This window comes from Lentzea sp. CA-135723 (genome assembly GCF_050936595.1).
In the GTDB taxonomy this organism is placed as follows: Bacteria; Actinomycetota; Actinomycetes; order Mycobacteriales; family Pseudonocardiaceae; genus Lentzea.
Genome location: NZ_JBNJMK010000001.1, coordinates 4,754,815 through 4,775,186, shown reverse-complemented (window position 1 = coordinate 4,775,186; position 20,372 = coordinate 4,754,815). Strand labels below are relative to the sequence as shown.

Sequence of the window (20,372 nt, the reverse complement as noted above, 5' to 3'; positions counted from 1 at the left end):
CCAGAAGTAACCGTTACCTCAAGTAACACTTACCGGGGAGGGCAATCGATGAGGGTCGCCGATCGGGAGAAGACCGCGGAACGGCTGCTCAAGTCGTCCGCCGAGAAGTTCTACGACCCCGAGGTGGACATCGACTGGTCCGCGCCTCTGGTGGACGGCCTCTTCTACATCCCTGAACAGCGCATCTCGCTCTACGGCACGCCTCTCTACGACACGCTGTCGCAGGAGCAGCGCATCGAGCTCTCGAAGCACGAGCTGGCGTCGATCGCGTCCGTCGGCCTGTGGTTCGAGCTGCTGCTCATGCAGATGCTCGTGAAGGTCGTCTACAACACCGACCCGACCTCGCGGCACGCCCAGTACGCGCTCACCGAGGTGGCCGACGAGTGCCGGCACTCGACGATGTTCGCGCGCCTGGTCGAACGGGTCGGCTGCCCCGCGTACGGGCCCAGGCAGCACACGCACCGCCTCGGCAAGCTGCTGCCGACCATCGGCTACGGCCCCGCGATGTACGGATCGATCCTCGTCGCCGAGGAGATCCTCGACCGCCTGCAGCGCGAGGCGATGAACGACGAGACCGTGCAGCCGTTGGTGCGCATGGTGAACCGCATCCACGTGCTGGAGGAGGCCCGCCACGTCCGCTTCGCCCGCGAGGAGCTGACCCGCGGCATGGAGGGCCTGCGCGGCTTCGAGAAGCCGTACCAGAAGTGGCTCATCGCGACCGTGTCGATGATGATCACCCGCACGATCATCAACCCCGAGGTGTACGCGGCGGTCGGTCTCGACGTCCGCGAGGCCCACCGCCAGGCGCTGGGCAACCCGCGGTTCCAGGAGACCATCCGCTGGTCGGGCGAGCGGATCATGTCGTTCCTGCAGGAGGCCGGACTCGTCGGAAAGCCGGGGATGCACGCATGGCGTCGCTCGTTCTTGATCGGCTGAAGGTCGTCACGTCGGGGCCTTCGTCCTCCGACGTGACCGCGGTCCTGCTGCACGGCTGGACGATGGACCTCACGACGTGGGACCGCGTCGCCGCCGCCCTGCCTGGCCGGGTGGTGCGGTACGACGTGCGTGGCCACGGCGGGTCGTCCGGTTCCGGGACGATCTCCGAGCTGGCCGACGACCTGGCGGCTGTGCTGGAGGAGTTCGCGCCCACCGGACGGGTCGTGCTGGCCGGGCACTCGCTGGGTGGCATGACGATCATGGCGTTGGCGGAGCAGCGGCCCGAGCTGTTCGCGCGGGTGTCCGGGGTGGCGTTGATCGCGACCTCGTGCGGGAACCTGCCTCGGCAGCTCGCGGTGGAGCGGCTGGCCGGGAGGTGGCTGGGGCGCCGGGCCAAGGTCGGGTTCGGGCGGGTGATCACGCCCGGGCTGCGGGTGACGTTCGGGCGCCGGCCGCGCTGGGCCGACGTGCGGGCTGCCGCGGCGATGGCCGGGAACACGTCAGGGGAGGCGTTCGTCGGGATCCGGGAGGAGCTGACGCTGCACCAGCGGCGGGAGGCGCTCGCGGTGCTCTCCGACATCCCGACGGTGGTCATGGCCGGGTCCTGGGACGTTCTGACGCCTTTGCGGCATTCGCGGGTGCTGGCCGAGGCGTTGCCGTCGGCCGAGTTCGTGATCTATCCGAAGACCGGGCACATGTTGCCGCTGGAACGCTCGGAGGACGTCGCGAGACGAATAGCCGCGCTGATGTGAGAGCAGATGTGAGAAAGGGCCCGCACTCGCGGGCCCTTTTTCGTGTGGTCAGTGCTGGAGCGGGAACCCGCCGCCGATGCCGCGCCACGCCAGGTTGGAGATCAACGCCACCGCGTCCTCCTTCGGCACGCGCCTGTTGTCCGCCAGCCACGACCGGGCCGTGACCTGCGACAACCCGACCAGCCCGACGGCCAGCAGGCGGGCGCGCTCCTCGTCCAGCCCGGCGTCGGCCGTGATGGTCTCGGTGATCGCGTCGACCGAGTCCGTCGTCGCTCGCTCCACGGCGGACTGCACGGACGGCTCGGAGCGGAGGTCCGACTCGAAGACCATGCGGAACGCCTGGCCCTCGCCGTCCACGAAGTCGTAGAAGGCGGCCACGGCGGCGCGGACGCGGAGCTTGTTGTCCGAGGAGGAGGCGATGGCCGTGCGGACGCGGCCCACCAGCTCGTCCACATGGGACTCGAGGAGTGCCATGTAGAGCTCGAGCTTGCCCGGGAAGTGTTGGTAGAGCACCGGCTTCGACACGCCCGCCCGCTCGGCGATCTCGTCCATCGCCGCGGCGTGGTAGCCGTTGGCGACGAACACGTCCTGCGCGGCCGCGAGAAGTTGCGCGCGGCGGGCGGTGCGCGGCAGTCGAACGCCCCTGCCTGCGGGGGCGCTCTGCGCCGTCTCCGTCATGGTGCCTCCAGCACGAGTGATGCGCCGTCGGAGAGGGGTTGCCTGACCGAGGCTGAGCGCAACCTTACTCGCTGGTAGCCCACATGCGGGAACCATCTGCGCCCGATTTCCCGCATCCTGGTCTGGTGAGCACCCTGATTCCTGCCCCGTTGTCCACGGTCTCGCTGCCTCCGCTGGACACGTCGCAAACGCCGTGGCCTGGTGAGTTCCACCAGGTGGATGACCACGAGGTGCACGTCAGGGTCACTCCGGGAGACGGGCCGAAAGCGGTCTACGTGCACGGGCTCGGCGGCTCGGCGACGAACTGGACGGACCTGGCGGCCCAGCTGAAGGACCACGTCAGCGGGTACTCGATCGACCTGCCCGGATTCGGGCGGTCGCAGCCCATTCCCGGCTACGACTTCAGCCTGGCCACGCACGCCCGGACGGTCATCAAGTACCTGGAGACGTTCCACGAGCCGGTGCACCTGTTCGGCAACTCCATGGGCGGCGCGATCTCGCTCATCGTCGCCGCGAGCAGGCCGGAGCTGGTGAGAACGCTCACGCTCGTCTCGCCGGCGGTGCCCGACCTCAGGCCGCGCCTCGACCGCATGTCCGACCCCCGGATGGCGCTGGCCGTGCTGCCGATCATCGGGTCCAAGGTCCGGCGCGAACTGGCCAAGCTCACCGCCCACGAGCGCACCCGGCAGATGCTGACGCTGTGCTTCGCGGACCCGAGCGTGGTGCCGGACCACCGAATCGAGGAGTCGATCAAGGAGAACGAGGAGCGAGCCCGGCAGAAGTGGGCCGGTCAGGCGCTCAACCGCAGCACGTTCGGGCTGATGCAGAGCTGGCTCACGCCCGGCCCGAAGTCGCTGTGGCGGATCCTTCCGCTGGTCAAGGTGCCGACGCTGGTGCTGTGGGGCGAGAACGACCGGCTCGTCAGCGTGCGCAAGGGACCGCGGACCGCGCAGCTGCTGCCGAAGGGGCGACTGCTCGTGCTCCCCAAGACCGGCCATGTCGCCCAGATGGAGAGGCCCGCCACCGTGGCGAGGGCCGTGCTGGGCATGTGGGAGGCGGTCGACCGACACACATGGTGATGAACGACGGCCATACGGGGGATGTGGGACCCTGGACGACGTGAATCGCGCCCCCGAGCGAGGACGTCCTGTGCCGCCCTCCGACCGCTACCGCCGCGGCGAGCGGCGGACCAGCGCGGAACCGCTCGCGGCCGCCTGGGAACCGGACGCGACCCAGGCCATGCGACGCCCCCGCAAGAAGAGCGGGATGAAGAAGCTCGTCTCCAACTACGGCTGGCGGATCTACGCGATCCCCGTGCTGCTGGTGCTGACGGCGCTCGTGGTGCTCGACACCGTCCAGCCCAAGGCGCCCGGCGCGGGCGGTGACACCGGCAGCACCAACGCCGCCGAGACGCCCGCCAGCGCGCCCGAGGCCCCCGCCTCCGAGGTGCCGAAGCAGAAGCCGGTGCTCAACATCCCGACCGCCGAGCTCCCGGCCGGTCCGGCGTTCTCGGAGAACGGCGTCGGCACGTTCAAGGCCATCGCCGGAGCGGGCCAGCGGATCGGTGACGGGGGCGCGCAGAAGTTCCGCAAGTACGCGATCGCCATCGAGGACGGCGTCAACGCGGCGGACTACAACGACGACGCGGCCGCGTTCGCGCGCACGATCGACGGCATCCTGGCCGACCCGCGCAGCTGGATCGGCACGAAGCAGGTCGCGTTGCAGCGGGTCGAGGGGAACCAGAACCCCGACTTCACCGTGACGCTCACCACCACGAAGACGACCCACACGCTGTGCGGCAAGGAGATCCCGTTCGAGACCTCCTGCTACAACCCCGTCCAGAAGCGCGTGGTCATCAACGTCGCCCGCTGGGTCCGCGGCGCCATGGTCTACGGGCCTGACCTGGCCGGATATCGCACGTACGTGATCAACCACGAGGTCGGGCACGCCCTGGGCAACGGCCACGCCGCGTGCCAGGAGAACGACGCGCCGGCCCCGGTGATGATGCAGCAGACGTTCGGCGTCGCGAACGACTTCGTCGCCCAGCTCAACGCGGGCCAGGACGTCGTGCCCGCCGACGGCAAGGTGTGCAAGACCAACGCGTTTCCCGCAGGCTGAGACAGCTTTCCAACGGGGAAGAGTCGAGGCAGGGTAGACGTTGTCTCGGACACGGAGACATTCGTCGAGGAGGACCAGCATGGCGCTTCCGCCGCTCGTTGAGCCAGCCGCGGAGCTGACCAAGGAAGAAGTCGCGCGCTACAGCCGGCACCTGATCATCCCGGACGTCGGGGTGGACGGGCAGAAGCGGCTGAAGAACGCGAAGGTGCTCGTCGTCGGCGCGGGCGGCCTGGGCAGCCCGGCACTGCTGTACCTGGCCGCGGCCGGGGTCGGCACGCTCGGCGTCGTGGACTTCGACGTCGTGGACGAGTCGAACCTGCAACGCCAGGTGATCCACGGCCAGTCCGACGTCGGCCGCCCGAAGGCGGAGTCGGCGCGCGACTCGGTCGCCGAGATCAACCCGTTCGTCAAGGTGATCCTGCACCAGACGCACCTCAACTCCGAGAACGCGCTGGACATCTTCCGCGACTACGACCTGATCCTCGACGGCACCGACAACTTCGCCACCAGGTACCTGGTGAACGACGCCGCGGTGCTGCTGGGCAAGCCGTACGTGTGGGGCTCGATCTTCCGGTTCGAGGGCCAGGTCAGCGTCTTCTGGGAGGACGCCCCGAACGGCCAGGGCCTCAACTACCGCGACCTCTACCCGGAGCCGCCGCCTCCCGGCATGGTCCCCTCCTGCGCCGAGGGCGGCGTGCTGGGCGTGCTGTGCGCGTCGATCGGCTCGATCATGGTGACCGAGGCGATCAAGCTGCTCACCGGCATCGGCGACCCGCTGCTGGGCCGCCTGATGGTCTACGACGCGCTGGAGATGTCGTACCGGACCATCAAGATCCGCAAGGACCCGGAGTCCCCGAAGATCACCGAGCTGATCGACTACGAGGCGTTCTGCGGGGTCGTGTCCACGGACGCGCAGCAGGCCGCCGCGGGCAACACGATCACGCCGCTCGAGCTCAAGCACAAGCAGGAGTCCGGCGAGGACTTCCTGCTGGTGGACGTGCGCGAGCCGCACGAGTTCGAGATCGTCCGGATCCCCGGTTCCGTGCTGATCCCCAAGGACAAGATCCTGTCCGGCGAGGCGTTCTCCGAACTCCCGCAGGACAAGCCGCTGGTGCTGCACTGCAAGTCCGGTGCGCGCTCGGCGGAGGCCCTCGCGGCGCTGCACAAGGCGGGCTTCAAGGACGCCGTGCACGTCGGTGGCGGCGTGCTGGCGTGGGCCCGCGAGGTGGACCCGAGCCTGCCGACGTACTAAAGCGGGTGGGTGCGTTCGGGTGCTTTGACACCCGAACGCACCCATCAGCCTTTCGGCTTTTCGGGTGGCGGCGCGAATCACCGTGTGCTGCCTTCCACCACCCGGACGGTCTAAGCAGGTAGCGTGCCGGACCGTGACCCGCTCCCCCGAACCGCCCCCAGCGCACGTGCGTGCGGCGTTCGGGGCACGTGACGCCGAACCCGAGCTCATCGACGGCGGTCCCGCCTGGCGGTGCGGCGAGGCCACGATCAGGCCGGCGCCCAAGCCTGCGGAGGCGACCTGGATCGCCAAGACCCTCGACGGTCTGGACGTCCACCACCTGCGCATCGGGAGGCCCTTGCGGTCGACCGACGGCCGGTACGTCGTCGGCGGCTGGTCCGCCACCAAGTTCCTGGCCGGACGGGCAGAGCCGCGGCACGACGAGGTCATCGCCGTCGCGCAACGGCTGCACCAGGCCACGGCCGAGCTGCCCAAGCCCCGGTTCCTGGACGCGCGCACGGACGTGTTCGCCGTCGCCGACCGCAAGGCGTGGGGCGAGGAGGACGTGCCGCTCGAAGCCGACCTCGGCGGGCGGACGTTCGACCTGCTGAAGGACCTGCGCAAGCCGCTCAACCTCCAGCCGCAGGTCGTGCACGGGGACCTGTTCGGCAACGTGCTGTTCGCGGGCGACGCCCCGCCGGCCGTCATCGACTTCACCGCGTACTGGCGTCCCGCCGAGTGGGCCGCGGCCGTGATCGCCGTGGACGCCGTGGCGTGGGGTGGCGCGGACACCGGGCTGTTCCACCGGTGGAGCCACCAGGCCGAGTGGGAGCAGGCGCTGCTGCGGGCGACGATGTTCCGGCTCGCCGTGCACGCGCTGCACCCGTTGTCAACGCCGCAGTCCTTTGCGGGCTTGGAACGAGCTGCTCACTTCGTCACCGCACTGCTGTGAGCGGGCCATTTTCCACTGACGAAACATTGGGTCGCTTTGGGTTAACGAGCGCTTCTTAGCGTTCGGAGGCGTGACCCACTGCCCTTACTGCGCGCTGCAGTGCTCCATGAGCGTCATCGACGGCCAGGTGGCCCCTGGTCCCGGTGGGCTGTGCCAGAAGGGCTGGACGGCGGGGGAGCTGCTGCGCCATCCCGGCAGGCTCACCACTCCGCTGCTGCACGGGTCGCCGGTGCCGTGGGACGAGGCGCTGGACTACGTGGCTTCGCGGATCGGGTTCTACGAACCCGACGAGGTCGCCGTGTTCGGCGGCGGCGGGCTGACGAACGAAAAGGCTTACGCGCTCGGGAAGTTCGCGCGGGTGGCCCTTCGCACTTCGCAGATCGACTACAACGGCCGGTTCTGCATGTCGTCGGCTGCGGCGGCGGGCAACAAGGCGTTCGGGCTCGACCGCGGGATGCCGTTTCCGTTGACGGACCTGCGCACTGCCGACACCGTCCTGCTGGCGGGTTCGAACCCTGCCGAGACGATGCCGCCGTTCCTGCGGCACCTCGAAGGCGCGCGGCTGATCGTCATCGACCCGCGCCGGACCGCGACGGCCGAGCGCGCGACGTTGCACCTGCAGCCCGCGCCGGGCACGGATCTGGCGCTGGCACTGGGTTTGCTGCACACCGCCGTCATCGAGGGCGTGATCGACAAGGAGTACATCTCCGCGCGCACCAAGGGTTTCGACGACGCGTGGCGGGTGGCGGCGTCGTGGTGGCCGGAGCAGACCGAACGCGTCACCGGCGTCTCCGCGGCCGACCAGCGCGCCGCCGTGCACATGCTGGCGGGGCGGTCGTACATCCTGAGCGGGCGCGGCACCGAGCAGCACGCGTCCGGCACCGACACCGTCTCGGCGTGGATCAACCTGGCTCTGGCGCTGGGACTTCCCGGCAGGGCGGGGTCGGGCTACGGCTGCCTGACCGGGCAGGGCAACGGCCAGGGTGGGCGCGAGCACGGCCAGAAGGCCGACCAGCTGCCCGGCTACCGCAAGATCGACGATCCCGTCGCGCGGCGGCACGTCATGGACGTCTGGGGTGTCGACTGGCTGCCCGGTCCCGGGCGCAGCGCGTACGAGCTGCTGACCGCCGAGGACATCAAGGCGATGCTGGTGTTCGGCAGCAACCCGGTGGTGTCCGCGCCGCGCGCGTCCGGTGTCGCGGACCGGTTGCGGTCGCTGGACCTGTTGGTGGTGGCGGACTTCGTGCTGTCGGAGACCGCCGCGATGGCCGACGTGGTGTTCCCGGTGACGCAGTGGGCCGAAGAGGACGGCACGATGACCAACCTCGAAGGCCGGATCATCAGGCGCCGCAAGGCACTCGACCCGCCTCCCGGTGTCCGCAGCGACCTGGAGCTGCTGCACGGCCTCGCGTCGCGGCTCGGCGTTGCTTCCGGCTTTCCCGTTGCGCCGCAGGAGGTCTTCGAGGAGTTGCGGCGCGCGTCGGCGGGCGGGCTCTCCGACTACTCGGGCGTGACGTACGAGCGGCTGGAGTCCGAGCAGCTGCACTGGCCGGTGCCCTCGGTGGATCATCCTGGCACGCCGAGGCTCTTCCTCGACCGGTTCGCGCACGCGGACGGCCTGGCGCGATTCGTCGCGGTCGACCACCGCGGCCCGGCCGAGCCGCCCGACGCCGAGTTCCCGTTGCAGGCCACCACCGGCCGCGTGTTGCAGCACTACCAGTCGGGGGCGCAGACGCGGCTCGTCGCCGAGCTGATGAAGGCCGTTCCCGAGATGTACGTGGAGATGCACCCGGACACGGCCGCGCGTGCGGGGCTGAGCCCGGACGGTCTGGCACGGGTCGTGTCCAGGCGGGGAGCGGTGACGGCGGTCGTGCGCTGCGTGCCGAGCATGCGGGCCGACGCGGTGTTCCTGCCGTTCCACTTCCCCGGTGACGGGCGGGCGAACCTGCTCACCAACCCCGCGCTCGACCCCACGAGCCGGATGCCCGAGTTCAAGGTGTGCGCGGTGCGATTGGAGCGGGCATGAGGCGAGTCGTGATCGTCGGGTACGGCATGGCGGGTGCGCGGCTGGCGGACGAACTGCGCCGCAGGGACGCGGACGTGTCGGTGACCGTGGTGGGCGCCGAGCCGCACGCCGCGTACAACCGGGTGCTGCTGTCGACGGTGGTCGCGGGGGCGATGACGCCGGAGTCGACGCGGCTGCACGACGAGGGGTGGGCGGCGGAGCAGCGGGTCGACCTGCGGCTGGGCACCGAGGTGGTGGGGATCGACCGCGCCATGCGAACGGTGACGATCGCCCCAGCTCCAGCCTCCGGCTCCGCCGCCCTGGCCTCCAGCTCTGCCGCCACCGGCGCCTCCGCTCCCGCCGCCACCGAGTCCATCCCCTACGACGCCCTGGTTCTCGCCACCGGCAGCGTGCCGTGGGTTCCGCCTGCCGAGGGCCTCCTCGAAGACGGCCGCCTGGCCCCCGGTGTCGTCGCCTTCCGCACCCTCGACGACTGCGCCCAGATCGCCCAGGCCGCCGACAAGGGCGCCCCCGTGGTCGTCCTCGGTGGCGGCCTGCTCGGCATCGAAGCCGCCAGAGGCCTGGCCGGGCGCGGCTGCCTCGTCACCGTCGTCCACCCCGTCGGCCACCTGATGGAACGCCAGCTCGACCCCGGCGCCGGCGGCGTCCTCGCCCGCACCCTCGGCAAGCTCGGCATCGAGTTCCGCCTGAACGCCCTGGCCGCCAAGTACCTCCCCGGCGACGGCCTGGTGCTGGACGACGGTTCGCACCTCCCGGCCGAGCTCGTGGTCGTGTCCGCCGGTGTGCGCGCCGAGACGTCGTTGGCGGTCCAGGCAGGCCTGGAAGTCGATCGCGGCATCGTCGTCGACGACGCGTTGCGCACCAGCGACCCGCGCATCCACGCCATCGGCGACTGCGCCCAGCACCCCGGCACCGTGTCCGGTCTCGTGCAGCCGGCCTGGGACCAGGCCGCGGTGCTCGCCGACCGCCTGACCGGCGCGAACCCGGCCGCCCGGTACCGCGGCACGTCCGTCGTCACCAGGCTCAAAGCGCGCGACGTGGACCTGGCGGCATTGGGGGACGTGCACACGGACGTCGACTGCCCCGACTCGGAAGTCCTGTGCTTCCAGGAACCTTCGCGCGGCCGGTACGCGAAGCTCGTGCTGCGCGACGACCGGGTCGCGGGCGCGATCGTGCTCGGCGCGCCGGACGCGGCCGCCACGATCACACAGCTCTACGACCGGGGCATCCCCGCGCCGACCGACCGGCTCGCGCTCCTGCTCGGCAGGGCGTTGCCCGCCGAGGCCGCGTCGCCCGCCGATCTGCCGTCCAGCTCGGTGATCTGCCGGTGCAACACCGTCTCCAAAGGACAGATCGTGTCGGCGTGGCGGGCGGGGGCGGAGTCGTTGCCGCAGCTCGCGGAGGCCACGCGGGCCACGACGGGGTGCGGTGGCTGCAAGGACGCGGTGTGCGGGCTGCTCGACTGGCTCGGGGCCTCACAGCCGGCGCCTGCGTGATGTGCGGCGGAGTTGCCGTCGCCGTCATCGGCCAGAACGCCCTGGTAACGCCCGGTTCCTAGGTTTCAGCGGCAACGCCGACCCGCGGAGGACTTCAATGAGCTGGATCGACCACTGGGAGCCGGAGAAGCCCGAGTTCTGGGAGAGCAAGGGCCGCCGGATCGCGCGCAAGAACCTCGCGTTCTCGATCCTCGCGGAGAACCTCGGGTTCAGCGTGTGGGTGCTGATGAGCATCGTGGTGGTGAGCCTCGGTTCCGTCGGCTTCGACTTCACCGTGGGCCAGCAGTTCTGGCTGCTGATCGTGCCGAACCTGGTCGGCGCGGCGCTGCGGGTGCCGTACACGTTCGCGGTGCCGCGCTTCGGCGGCCGGGTGTGGACGACGATCAGCGCCGGGCTGCTGCTCATCCCGTGCGCGATGCTCGCCTACGCGGTGTCGACGCCGGGCACGCCCTACTGGTTCTTCCTGCTCACGTCGGCCGCGATGGGCCTGGGCGGCGGCAACTTCTCGTCGTCGATGGCGAACATCTCGTTCTTCTACCCCGAGGGCAAGAAGGGCCTGGCCCTCGGCCTGAACGCGGCCGGCGGCAACCTGGGCGTCGCGATCACGCAGCTCCTCGTGCCGATCGTGATCACCGTCGGCACCGGGATCCACCTCGCGTACGCGGCGCTGATCTGGATGCCGTTCATCGTGGTCGCGACGGCCTGCGCGTGGTTCTTCATGGACAGCCTCACGCAGGCCAAGCCGGACGGGCAGTCCTACAAGCTCGCGCTGTCGAACCAGCACACGTGGGTGATGTCGTTCCTGTACATCGGGACGTTCGGGTCGTTCATCGGGTACTCGTTCGCGTTCCCGTCGCTGATCAAGCTCGCCTTCGTCGACCACAAGGGCTGGGTGGCGCTCGCGTTCCTCGGCGCGCTGATCGGGTCGGTGGCCAGGCCTCTCGGAGGCTGGCTCGCGGACCGGGTCGGTGGCGCCAAGGTGACGCTGGGGACGTTCGTCGGGCTCGCGATCGGCACCCTCGGCGTGATCCTCAGCGTCGACACGAAGAACTTCGCGCTGTTCTTCGGCTCGTTCATCGCGTTGTTCGTGCTGGCGGGCGTGGGCAACGGCTCGACGTACCGGATGATCCCGGCGATCTTCCGCACCCAGTCGGACTGCGACAAGTCCGCGAAGCGCCAGGCCGCCGCCGTGGTCGGCATCGCGGGAGCGGTCGGCGCGGCCGGTGGCGTGCTGGTGAACCTCGTCTTCAAGTTCTCGCTGGAGGGTTCGAAGACGCTGACGCCCGCGCTGACCGCGATCCTCGTCTTCTACGGCCTCTGCCTCGCCACCACCTGGTGGTTCTACCTGCGCCGCACCGTCTTCGCGGCCCGTCCGTCGCTCGCGCACGCGGGCGTGTGACGACGGCCGCTTAACCGCGCCGACACACAGCAGACCTGGGGACGACACACCGCCCGGTGACGATGCCGTGGCGGGAAGGAGGGACTCCGATGACTCGAACGCTGGTCGTGATCGGCCACGGCATGGTGGGCCACCGGCTCGTCGACCTCCTGCGCGACTCCGCGTGGCGGATCGTCGTGTTCGGCGAGGAGTCGCACCCCGCCTACGACCGGGTGGCGCTGTCGTCCTATGTGGACAGCTGGAGCACCGACGGTCTGGAGCTGCCCGCACTGAGCGGGTGCGAGCTGCGGCTCGGCGAGAAGGTCGTGTCGGTGGACCGGGCTCGGCGCGTGGTCGTCGGGGCGTCCGGCATCGAGGTCTCCTACGACGCCCTGGTGCTGGCCACGGGTTCCGCGCCGTTCGTGCCGCCGGTGCCGGGCCGGGACCTGCCCGGCTGCCACGTCTACCGGACCATCGACGACCTGGACGCCATCCGCGCGACCGTGGAGGCCGCCTCCCGGCCCGGCCGGAAGTCCGGGATGGTGCTGGGCGGCGGGTTGCTCGGGCTGGAGGCCGCCAACGCGTTGCGGGGCATGGGGGTGTCGCCGCACGTCGTGGAGCTGGCGCCGCGGCTGATGCCGATCCAGGTCGACGACGGCGGTGCCGCGCTGCTGAAGCGGCTGGTCGAGAAGCTCGACCTGACCGTGCACACCGGCACCTCCGCCTCCTCGATCGAACGGGACGGGCCGCGGCTGATCGCCCGGCTCGCGTCCGGGCTGGAGCTCGACCTCGACGTCGTGGTGTTCAGCGCCGGCATCCGGCCGCGCACCGACCTGGACCTGGGTCTGGAGCTCGGGCCCCGCGGCGGGTACCTGGTGGACGCGGCCTGCCGGACGGCTGATCCCGCGGTGTTCGCCGTGGGGGAGTGCGCTGCCGTCGAAGGCGTGACGTATGGGCTCGTGGCGCCCGGCTACTCGATGGCCGAGGTGGTCGCGGACCAGCTTTCCGGTGGTGCGAGGGTGTTTCCCGGTGCGGACGTCTCCACCAAGCTGAAGCTGCTCGGGGTGGACGTGGCGTCGTTCGGCGACGCGCACGCGGCCACCGAGGGCGCTCTCGAGGTCGTCGTCAACAACGCGGTGGCCGGCACCTACAGCAAGCTCGTGGTGTCCGATGACGCCCGGACGTTGCTGGGCGGCGTGCTGGTCGGTGACGCCTCTTCGTACCTGTCGCTGCGGCCGTTGGTGGGCAAGGAAGTGCCGGCGGCCTTGTTGCAGCCCGGCGGTTCCGTCGACGTCGAGATGCCCGCGGACGCTCAGGTCTGCTCGTGCCTGGCGGTGACCAAGCAGACGATCACGGACGCGATCGGGTCCGGCGTGGCCTGCGACGTGGCCGAGCTGAAGGCGTGCACCAAGGCCGGCACCGGATGCGGTTCGTGCGTGCCCATGCTGAAGAAGCTGCTGACCGAGTGCGGGGTGGAGCAGTCCAAGGCCCTGTGCGAGCACTTCACGCACTCGCGGGCGGAGCTGTTCGAGATCGTGCGGGCCACGCGGGTGTCCACGTTCTCCGAGCTGGTGTCGAAGCACGGGACCGGGCGCGGGTGTGACATCTGCAAGCCCGCCGTGGCGTCGATCCTGGCCTCGCTGGGGAACGGGCACATCCTCGGTCCCTCGCAGGTCTCGTTGCAGGACACCAACGACCGGTTCCTGGCGAACATGCAGCGCAACGGGACCTACTCCGTCGTGCCGCGGATTCCGGGTGGCGAGATCACGCCGGAGAAGCTGATCGTCATCGGTGAGGTGGCGCGGGACTTCGGGCTGTACACGAAGATCACCGGCGGGCAGCGGATCGACCTGTTCGGCGCGACCGTGGACCAGCTGCCGCTGATCTGGCGCCGGTTGGTCGACGCAGGGTTCGAGTCAGGGCACGCCTACGGCAAGTCGTTGCGGACCGTGAAGTCCTGCGTCGGCACCACCTGGTGCCGGTACGGGGTGCAGGACTCGGTGGGGCTCGCGATCGAGCTGGAGCTGCGGTACCGCGGGCTGCGGTCGCCGCACAAGCTCAAGTCCGCGGTGTCCGGGTGCGCGCGCGAATGCGCCGAGGCGCGGTCGAAGGACTTCGGCGTGATCGCCACCGAGAACGGCTGGAACCTCTACGTGGGCGGCAACGGCGGGTTCACGCCCCGGCACGCGGACCTGCTGGTGTCCGATGTGGACACCGAACAGCTGATCCGGGTGATCGACCGGTTCCTGATGTTCTACATCCGCACGGCCGACCGGCTGCAGCGCACCTCGGTGTGGCTGGAGGGTCTCGACGGCGGGCTGGACCACCTGCGCGAGGTCGTCGTCGACGACAAGCTCGGCATCTGCGCCGACCTGGAGGCCGCGATGGCCGCGCACGTGGACGACTACGCCGACGAGTGGCGCGGCGTGCTGGAGGACCCGGAGAAGCTGGCGCGCTTCACGTCGTTCGTGAACGCCCCCGGGGTGCCCGACCCGAGCATCTCGTTCCGTGCCGAGCGGGGGCAGCGCGTTCCCGTGTCCCTGGGGATTCCGGAGGTCGTCAGATGATCGTCTGTGGCGTTGAGGCGCTGCGTCCTGAGCAGGGGGTGGCGGCCCTGCTGCCGGACGGATCGCAGGTGGCGGTGTTCCTGACCGCGGACGGCGCGGTGCACGCCCTGGACAACATCGATCCCTTCAGCGGCGCGGCCGTGCTGTCGCGCGGGATCGTCGGCGACCGGGGAGGCGTGCCCGTCGTCGTGTCGCCGGTCTACAAGCAGGCGTTCTCGCTGGCCACGGGCAAGTGCCTGGACTCGCCTTCGGTCTCCGTCGCCGTGCACGGGGTGCGCGTGCGCGACGGCGTCGTGGAGCTGACGTGACGGGGCCGCTGCCGTTGGCGGGGTTCACGATCGGCGTCACCGCGGCCCGCCGCGCCGACGAGCTGATCGCGTTGCTGGAACGCAAGGGTGCCTCGGTCCTCCACGGTCCCGCACTGCGGATCGTGCCTCTGCCCGACGACGCGACCCTGCACGCGGCGACGTTGGAGTTGGTGTCGTCGCCGGTCGACGTCGTGGTCGCCACCACGGCCATCGGGTTTCGCGGCTGGTTCGAGGCCGCCGAGGGGTGGGGGCTGGCGGCTCGGCTGCACCGGGCGTTGTCCGGGGCCGTGGTGCTGCCGCGCGGGCCCAAGGCCAAGGGGGCGGTCCGGGCGGCCGGTCTTGTCGAGACCTGGTCGCCCACTTCCGAGTCGAACGCCGAGTTGTTGCAGTACCTGTTGCGGCTCGGGGTTGCCGGGAAGCGGGTCGCCGTTCAGCTGCACGGAGAGCCGTTGCCGGACTTCGTCGGGTCGTTGGTCGCCGCCGGCGCCGACGTCGTGGAGATTCCCGTTTACCGGTGGGAGCCGCCTGCCGACACCGGGCCGTTGCTGCGGTTGATCGATGCTGTGGTGGCCGGCTCGGTGGATGCTTTGACGTTCACCTCGGCGCCCGCGGCGGCCTCGGTGCTGCGGTCCGCGCCGGATGCCGCGGCGCTGGTCTCGCGGCTGCGGCGGGAGGTGCTGGTGGTCGGGGTGGGGGCGATCACCGCTGGCCCGTTGGTCGCTGCCGGGATTCCCGTGGTGCAGCCGGCTCGGTCGCGGATCGGGTCCATGGTCCGGGAACTGACCGTGGAGCTGCCTGCTCGGGCGTTGCGGTTGCGGATCGCGTCCCGGGACATGGAGATGCGCGCACAAGCTGTGGTGGTCGACGGAGAGTTGAGGCCCGTCGCGCCTGCGCCCATGGCCGTGTTGCGGACTTTGGTGGCTGCGCGCGGACGGGTGGTTTCCCGGCAGGAGTTGTTGGCCGCGTTGCCTTCCGGTGGAGAGGAGCACGCGGTGGAGACCGCTGTGGGGCGGTTGCGGACCGCTCTGGGGGCGCCGCAGATGGTGTGCACGGTGGTCAAGCGGGGGTATCGGCTTGCGATGGAGCCCGTGTGAAACTGGTGCTGGCGTTTCATGGGACTCGGGATGCCGGCGGGCTCGCGGTCTGTGCCGCTGTCGCCGCTGGGGTGCAGGCACTTGTCGACGTGCCCGTGGTGGTGGCCTATGCGGACGTGCTGGAGCCGTCTGTCCGGTCCGTTGTGGACTCGGCTTGTGTTGTGGTGCCGGTGTTCCTGGCGGCCGGGTATCACGTTCGGGCCGACATCCCGGCCCAGGTCGCCGGGGTTCCCGGGGTGGTGGTGACTCCGCCGCTGGGGCTGGATGCCGTGCCTGCGGTCCGGGATCGGTTGGTGGAGGCCGGGGTTCGGGCCGGGGATTCGGTGGTGCTGGGAGCCGCCGGGTCTTCGAACGCCTTGGCGTTGGAGACCGTGCGGGTGGCGGCCCAGCAGGTCGGGGCCTGCGCGGTGGGGTACGTGGCGACCGCTTCGCCGAAGATCGGCGAGGTGGTGGCGGGCACTCCCGGGCGGGTTGTGGTCGCGTCGTGGTTGCTGGCGCCGGGGGTGTTCCACTCGGCGTTGGTCGCGAGCGGGGCGGACGTGGTCTCCGCGCCGGTCGGAGCACATCCGCTGGTGATCGCGGCGTTGGTCCAGAGGTACCGGTCTGCGGTCGCGGCACGCCTCGTGCGTGCGGCCGCGGAGTGTCAGACCTGCTGAGTACGTTGGGCCGCGGGGGATCCTCATCCCAGGGGGACCCCCGCGTCAGCCTGCTACCAGAGGCCCGGCGACTCCTTCTCCTCCTTACGGGCCTTCTCCCAGCGGTACTCGCGGAGGTTGACCGTGCCGTCCAGGTTCGGCACGCCCTCCTCGTGCAGGAGCTGGAGCTGGGTGTCGCGCAGGTGCGGGGCGCAGGTGCCGTCGGCCTTCAGGACTCGCTGCCACGGGAGGTCGTGGCCGTCCTCGTTCAGGATGCGGCCCACGAGGCGCGGGGACGGGGCCTTCGCGAGATCTGAGATGTCGCCGTAGGTGGCTACGCGTCCGCGGGGGATGGCCATGATCAGGTCGCGGACTCGCTCGTGGATCTCTTCGTCCATGCGGTGAGTCTAGTGGTGTGGCTCGGAACGTTGCCGGGGGAATGCGCGGTCAGACGGGTGCATCGTGGTGCCGCCCCCACGCCGTCGTACTGGTTGTACGGGGGTGTGGGGGCGGTGCCGCGAGGCGCCCTGCTGAGCGTGGATTACCTCGCCAACGTTCCGAGACACACCACTAGCTAGGCCCGCCGTGGGGAGGACGGCCTCGCCGACGACGGTGGCCGCGCGCTCCTGGACGTCGTTCTCGGCGGCGTGGATCTGGTCCGGTGTCCACCGCGCAGCCAGCGGAGCAGCGGTACCAGCCATTGTCGAGGCATGCGCTTCAGTCCGTTCGCGGTGGAACGCCGGTGGTGTTCGTTGTTTCGAAACTTCGACCGTTGCGGCACAAGCACTTCGTGAGGAGTGCCGGGTTCGTGTCGAAGTCGGACTCCCCGTGGAGTCGGGCCGGACCACCCTAGGAGCCGTTCGGGCGGCGATGACAGTGCCTGATCGAGTGGTTCGGTTGTCACTCGGATGGTTCAGTGCGCGGGCTGCCCAGGTGGCTAAAGTCGTGCGGTGGTCGTAAGGGCTGAAATCACGCTGTAGTGTCGGAGGATCACACGGTTGGCGCAATGAGCGTCGACTGCCGGTAGGTAAACTCCCGGACACTCTTCAACCCATACAGGGCAACGGGAATGACGAAACCAAGCCGAAGACCCGATGCCGCTCCACTCACGGACACCGCCGCCGTCCGCGCGCGAGAAGCCTTGTCGCGCAAGTGGAGCTACCTGCTCAGCAGCGTCGTCGTGGTCGCGCTGAGCAGAGACGAGCTGGACGCCGCACTGGGCGCTCAGCTCGACGCATTGTGCGCGGCGCTGCACCGCGAACCGTTCGACCCTGCCCCTTTCGAGGAGGTCGGCGAGCGGCTCGTCGCTCTCGGCTACGTCAACGAGCCCGGGCTCAAGCGCACGGTCGACGTGCTGGGCAAGGGCCTGCTGGCGTTGCAGGAGTTCCGCGCGAGCGACCAGCACGCGGTCCGCGTCGTCGGCGGCATCGGAGCGCTGACGTGCGGCTTCACCGCGGCGAGGGCGCGGGTGATCCTGGACCAGCAGGAGAGCATGCAGCAGGCGCTGCTCAAGGCCGCCCACGACGCGCAACGGGACCGGCGCCAGAGCGAGGCGAAGTTCGCGGGCATCGCGTCCTCGTCCACCAACGGCGTCCTGATCGTCGGCCTCGACGGCAGGCTGGCGTGGGGCAACGAGTCCATCGGCGTGATCATCGGACGTCAGCCGGAGGCGGGCACCCGCCTCGTCGAGCTCATCGCGCCGCCGTCCATCGTCGTGTTCCGCGAGATGATGGAACGGGTGCTGGGCGAACTCGGCGAGTTCGAACGCGAACCGATGCAACTCGTGCGCGGTGACGGGGAATTCGCCAAGGTCACGCTCACGGCGTCCTTGCTGCGCGACGACGAGGGCAAGCCCAGTCACGTCCTCGTCATGGCCGACGACGACACGGAACTCGCGCTCCTGCAAGGAGAACTGCGCAGGCAGTCGCTGCACGACGTGCTGACGGGCCTGCCGAACAGGCAGTTCTTCACCACCCACCTGGAGACCGCGCTGCGCCGCGCCGACCCCGCGCTCGGCGTGACGATCTTCCACCTCGACCTCGACGCGTTCGGCCTGGTGTGCAACAGCCTCGGCGCACGCGTCGGCGAGCACCTGCTCCAGCACGTCGCCCGCCGGCTGCGTGCGGTGATGTCCAGCGAGAAGGCCATGGTCGCCCGGTTCGACGGCGACGAGTTCGGCATCCTCGTCGAGAACACCCCGCACACGCCGAACATCGCCACCACGATGGCCACCATCAACGCCGACCTCGGCGAACCGACCTATGTGGACGACCACGGTCTGGCGGTCTCGGTGAGCGCGGGCGTGGTGCACAAGCCGTCACCCGACGTCGACCCGGTCGAGCTGCTCCGCACGGCGGACCTGGCGCTGCGGCAGGCCAAGCGCGACCGGCGCGGCCAGTGGGAGCTGTTCCACACCAACGAGGACTCCGCCGGACGCAGGGACGCGGCACTCGCCGTGGTCATGCCGGGCGCGTGGGAGCAGGGCGACATCGGCGTCGTCTACCAGCCCGTCCGCGACCTGGCGACGGGCGCGCTCGCGGGCGTGGAGGCGTTGCTGCACTGGGACCTCTCGGACCGGTGCGCGGCGCTCGCCGACGAGAGCGGCCTCATCCTCCCGATGGGCGAGTGGCTGCTGCGCATCGCCGCCGGCCAGGCCCAGTGGTGGCGTCAGCGCGGCGAGCTCGACCAGCAGTTCGGCGTGCGGCTCACGCACCACCAGGCCACCGACGCGGACCTGGTGTCGCGCATCGCGAAGGTGCTGGAGGAGACCGCGATGCCCGGCGAACGGCTGACGCTCACCATGCCCGTCGGCGTGCTGGGCGTGGCCGACGCGGCGGACAACCTCGGCACCCTCGCGGACATGGGCGTGCGGATCGCGCTCGACGACTTCGGGCTCGGGCCGCGCGACCTGGTGTGGCTGAGCGAGATGCCGATCGTGTCCGTGCTCGTGCCGAAGGACCTGGTGCGACGGCAGGATCCGCGTTCCACCGCGTTGATCCAGGCCGTGCACGACGTGGGCGTGAACCTCTGCGTCGACGGCATCGAGACCGCCGAGCAGGCCGAGTGGTGGCACGGGGAAGGGGCCGACCTCGCGATCGGCCCCCACTTCGGCTCGCCCAAGGACGCGGGAGAGTTCCTGCGCACGCTGCCGGACTAGGCAGGCTGGGAACGTTGCCCCGCAACGCTCCCAGCCGCCTGCCTAGATGCCGCGCTGCCAGGCGACGAGAGCCGCGTGGTAGGCGTCGGCGCTCTTCGTGTCGAAGTTGAAGACGTGCCCGTACCCGTTGACGACGTACCCGTCGAGGCGCGGTGCCTTGGGGTAGAAGGGCTTCTCGGACCTGACCAGCGCCTGCGCGGACGAGCAGTCGGCGCCCAGCGGCGGGGTGCCGCAGAAGTAGTCGGCCGACGTCTGCATGGTCATCACCGGCACGTCGATCGCGGCGCTGACCGGCAGCACCAGGTTCGACATCAACGCGGTCGTGACGAACTCACCGGCGGACACGACGTCCTTAGTGGCCTCGTCCCAGGAGGTCACGGCCGGGACCTCGGGGCCGGGCGCGTGGAACATGCGGTACCGGCTGCCCGCCACCGTCGTCAGGTAGCCGACGTCGAGGCCGCGCAGGCCGAGCTTCGCGTCGAGCAACGCCGGCACGAGGTTCGTCAGCGCCGGCACCGCGCGCACGTAGTCCCACTGGTGCGTCATGCCGGTGACGAGGACGCCGTCGACGTCCTTGTAGATCCCCGCCTCGGCCATCGCGATGGCCGAGCCGATGGAGTGGCCGCCGACGATCACCTTCGCGAACCGCGGCCGCAGCTTCTCGATGACCTGGTGCACGGCCTGGGCCTGGTTCGGCACGTCGACCAGGATGCTGAGCGGCTTGGTGGACTTGCCGGAACCGATGCGGTCCACGGCCATGGTGGCGATGCCCGCGTTGTTCATCGCGCGCACGACCGACCGCTTGTCGCTGTCCACCGGGATGTCCCAGTAGCCGCTGGTGTACGTGCCGCCGGGCACGAGCACCTGCAGCGTCTTCGCGCCCTGGGGCACGCACAGACGGCCGTACATCGTCTGCTTGATCAGTCCGAACTGAACGGGTGTGTAGACGTCCTCACAGGTCGTCTGGGCAGCGTTCGCCGGCGTGGGAACCGGTAGGAACGCGGCCAGCAGCACGGCGGCACAAAGCCGACGGAAACGCATGGG

17 protein-coding genes are annotated in these 20,372 nt (G+C 70.2%); 14 read left to right on the top strand and 3 right to left on the bottom strand.

What is annotated here, in order from left to right; translation table 11 throughout:
* The first annotated feature begins 48 nt into the window (after nucleotides 1-48).
* On the top strand, nucleotides 49-936 hold the full coding sequence (locus tag ACQEU1_RS21540; protein WP_433204476.1) for an AurF N-oxygenase family protein: 888 nt from the start codon (nucleotides 49-51) through the stop codon (nucleotides 934-936).
* Nucleotides 909-1,688 carry an alpha/beta fold hydrolase gene (locus tag ACQEU1_RS21535; RefSeq protein WP_433204473.1) on the top strand — a complete coding sequence of 260 codons (780 nt, stop codon included), beginning with the start codon at nucleotides 909-911 and terminating at the stop codon, nucleotides 1,686-1,688. Before ACQEU1_RS21540 ends, ACQEU1_RS21535 begins: the two co-directional genes overlap by 28 nt.
* A gap of 48 nt (nucleotides 1,689-1,736) precedes the next feature.
* Here the strand turns inward: ACQEU1_RS21535 and ACQEU1_RS21530 are convergent, their stop codons facing one another.
* Entirely contained in the window at nucleotides 1,737-2,366 is a 630-nt protein-coding gene (locus ACQEU1_RS21530) for a TetR/AcrR family transcriptional regulator (RefSeq protein WP_285646816.1), read from the bottom strand.
* Nucleotides 2,367-2,491: 125 nt separating this feature from the next.
* On the opposite strand from ACQEU1_RS21530, the gene ACQEU1_RS21525 reads away from it, so the two are divergent.
* The 11 genes from ACQEU1_RS21525 (at nucleotide 2,492) to ACQEU1_RS21475 (ending at nucleotide 16,192) form a co-directional block, all read left to right on the top strand.
* Nucleotides 2,492-3,445: an alpha/beta fold hydrolase gene (locus ACQEU1_RS21525; protein ID WP_433204469.1), complete on the top strand. Its 954-nt coding sequence runs from the start codon at nucleotides 2,492-2,494 to the stop codon at nucleotides 3,443-3,445.
* Nucleotides 3,446-3,515: 70 nt separating this feature from the next.
* Nucleotides 3,516-4,484, top strand: a complete 969-nt coding sequence (locus tag ACQEU1_RS21520; protein WP_433204466.1) for a DUF3152 domain-containing protein — start codon at nucleotides 3,516-3,518, stop codon at nucleotides 4,482-4,484.
* Nucleotides 4,485-4,563: 79 nt separating this feature from the next.
* The gene (gene moeZ / locus ACQEU1_RS21515; RefSeq protein ID WP_433204463.1) at nucleotides 4,564-5,736 is read left to right on the top strand and encodes an adenylyltransferase/sulfurtransferase MoeZ; all 1,173 of its coding nucleotides are present in this window, start codon (nucleotides 4,564-4,566) and stop codon (nucleotides 5,734-5,736) included.
* Between the two features lie 133 nt (nucleotides 5,737-5,869).
* A complete protein-coding gene (locus ACQEU1_RS21510; protein WP_433204460.1) occupies nucleotides 5,870-6,667 on the top strand; it encodes a TIGR02569 family protein in 798 nt (265 codons plus the stop codon).
* Between the two features lie 106 nt (nucleotides 6,668-6,773).
* Nucleotides 6,774-8,693: a molybdopterin oxidoreductase family protein gene (locus tag ACQEU1_RS21505; protein WP_433211638.1), complete on the top strand. Its 1,920-nt coding sequence runs from the start codon at nucleotides 6,774-6,776 to the stop codon at nucleotides 8,691-8,693.
* A complete protein-coding gene (locus ACQEU1_RS21500) occupies nucleotides 8,690-10,189 on the top strand; it encodes an FAD-dependent oxidoreductase (RefSeq protein ID WP_433204457.1) in 1,500 nt (499 codons plus the stop codon). Before ACQEU1_RS21505 ends, ACQEU1_RS21500 begins: the two co-directional genes overlap by 4 nt.
* A 97-nt stretch (nucleotides 10,190-10,286) precedes the next feature.
* A complete protein-coding gene (locus tag ACQEU1_RS21495; protein ID WP_433204454.1) occupies nucleotides 10,287-11,588 on the top strand; it encodes an MFS transporter in 1,302 nt (433 codons plus the stop codon).
* Nucleotides 11,589-11,677: 89 nt separating this feature from the next.
* Complete coding sequence (gene nirB / locus ACQEU1_RS21490; RefSeq protein ID WP_433204451.1) at nucleotides 11,678-14,134, top strand: nitrite reductase large subunit NirB; 2,457 nt, start codon at nucleotides 11,678-11,680, stop codon at nucleotides 14,132-14,134.
* Nucleotides 14,131-14,442, top strand: a complete 312-nt coding sequence (gene nirD / locus ACQEU1_RS21485) for a nitrite reductase small subunit NirD (protein WP_433204448.1) — start codon at nucleotides 14,131-14,133, stop codon at nucleotides 14,440-14,442. The genes nirB and nirD overlap by 4 nt, the downstream gene beginning before the upstream one ends.
* Nucleotides 14,439-15,536: a uroporphyrinogen-III synthase gene (locus tag ACQEU1_RS21480; RefSeq protein WP_433204446.1), complete on the top strand. Its 1,098-nt coding sequence runs from the start codon at nucleotides 14,439-14,441 to the stop codon at nucleotides 15,534-15,536. Before nirD ends, ACQEU1_RS21480 begins: the two co-directional genes overlap by 4 nt.
* Complete coding sequence (locus tag ACQEU1_RS21475) at nucleotides 15,533-16,192, top strand: sirohydrochlorin chelatase (protein ID WP_433204443.1); 660 nt, start codon at nucleotides 15,533-15,535, stop codon at nucleotides 16,190-16,192. The genes ACQEU1_RS21480 and ACQEU1_RS21475 overlap by 4 nt, the downstream gene beginning before the upstream one ends.
* A gap of 53 nt (nucleotides 16,193-16,245) precedes the next feature.
* Here ACQEU1_RS21475 and ACQEU1_RS21470 read toward each other — a convergent pair whose 3' ends face one another.
* Nucleotides 16,246-16,569, bottom strand: a complete 324-nt coding sequence (locus ACQEU1_RS21470; protein WP_433204440.1) for an MGMT family protein — start codon at nucleotides 16,567-16,569, stop codon at nucleotides 16,246-16,248.
* A gap of 743 nt (nucleotides 16,570-17,312) precedes the next feature.
* Between ACQEU1_RS21470 and ACQEU1_RS21465 the strand changes: the two genes are divergently transcribed.
* Nucleotides 17,313-19,328: a putative bifunctional diguanylate cyclase/phosphodiesterase gene (locus ACQEU1_RS21465; protein ID WP_433204437.1), complete on the top strand. Its 2,016-nt coding sequence runs from the start codon at nucleotides 17,313-17,315 to the stop codon at nucleotides 19,326-19,328.
* Between the two features lie 42 nt (nucleotides 19,329-19,370).
* Here the strand turns inward: ACQEU1_RS21465 and ACQEU1_RS21460 are convergent, their stop codons facing one another.
* The gene (locus tag ACQEU1_RS21460) at nucleotides 19,371-20,369 is read right to left on the bottom strand and encodes an alpha/beta hydrolase (RefSeq protein ID WP_433204434.1); all 999 of its coding nucleotides are present in this window, start codon (nucleotides 20,367-20,369) and stop codon (nucleotides 19,371-19,373) included.
* Between the last annotated feature and the right edge of the window lie 3 nt (nucleotides 20,370-20,372).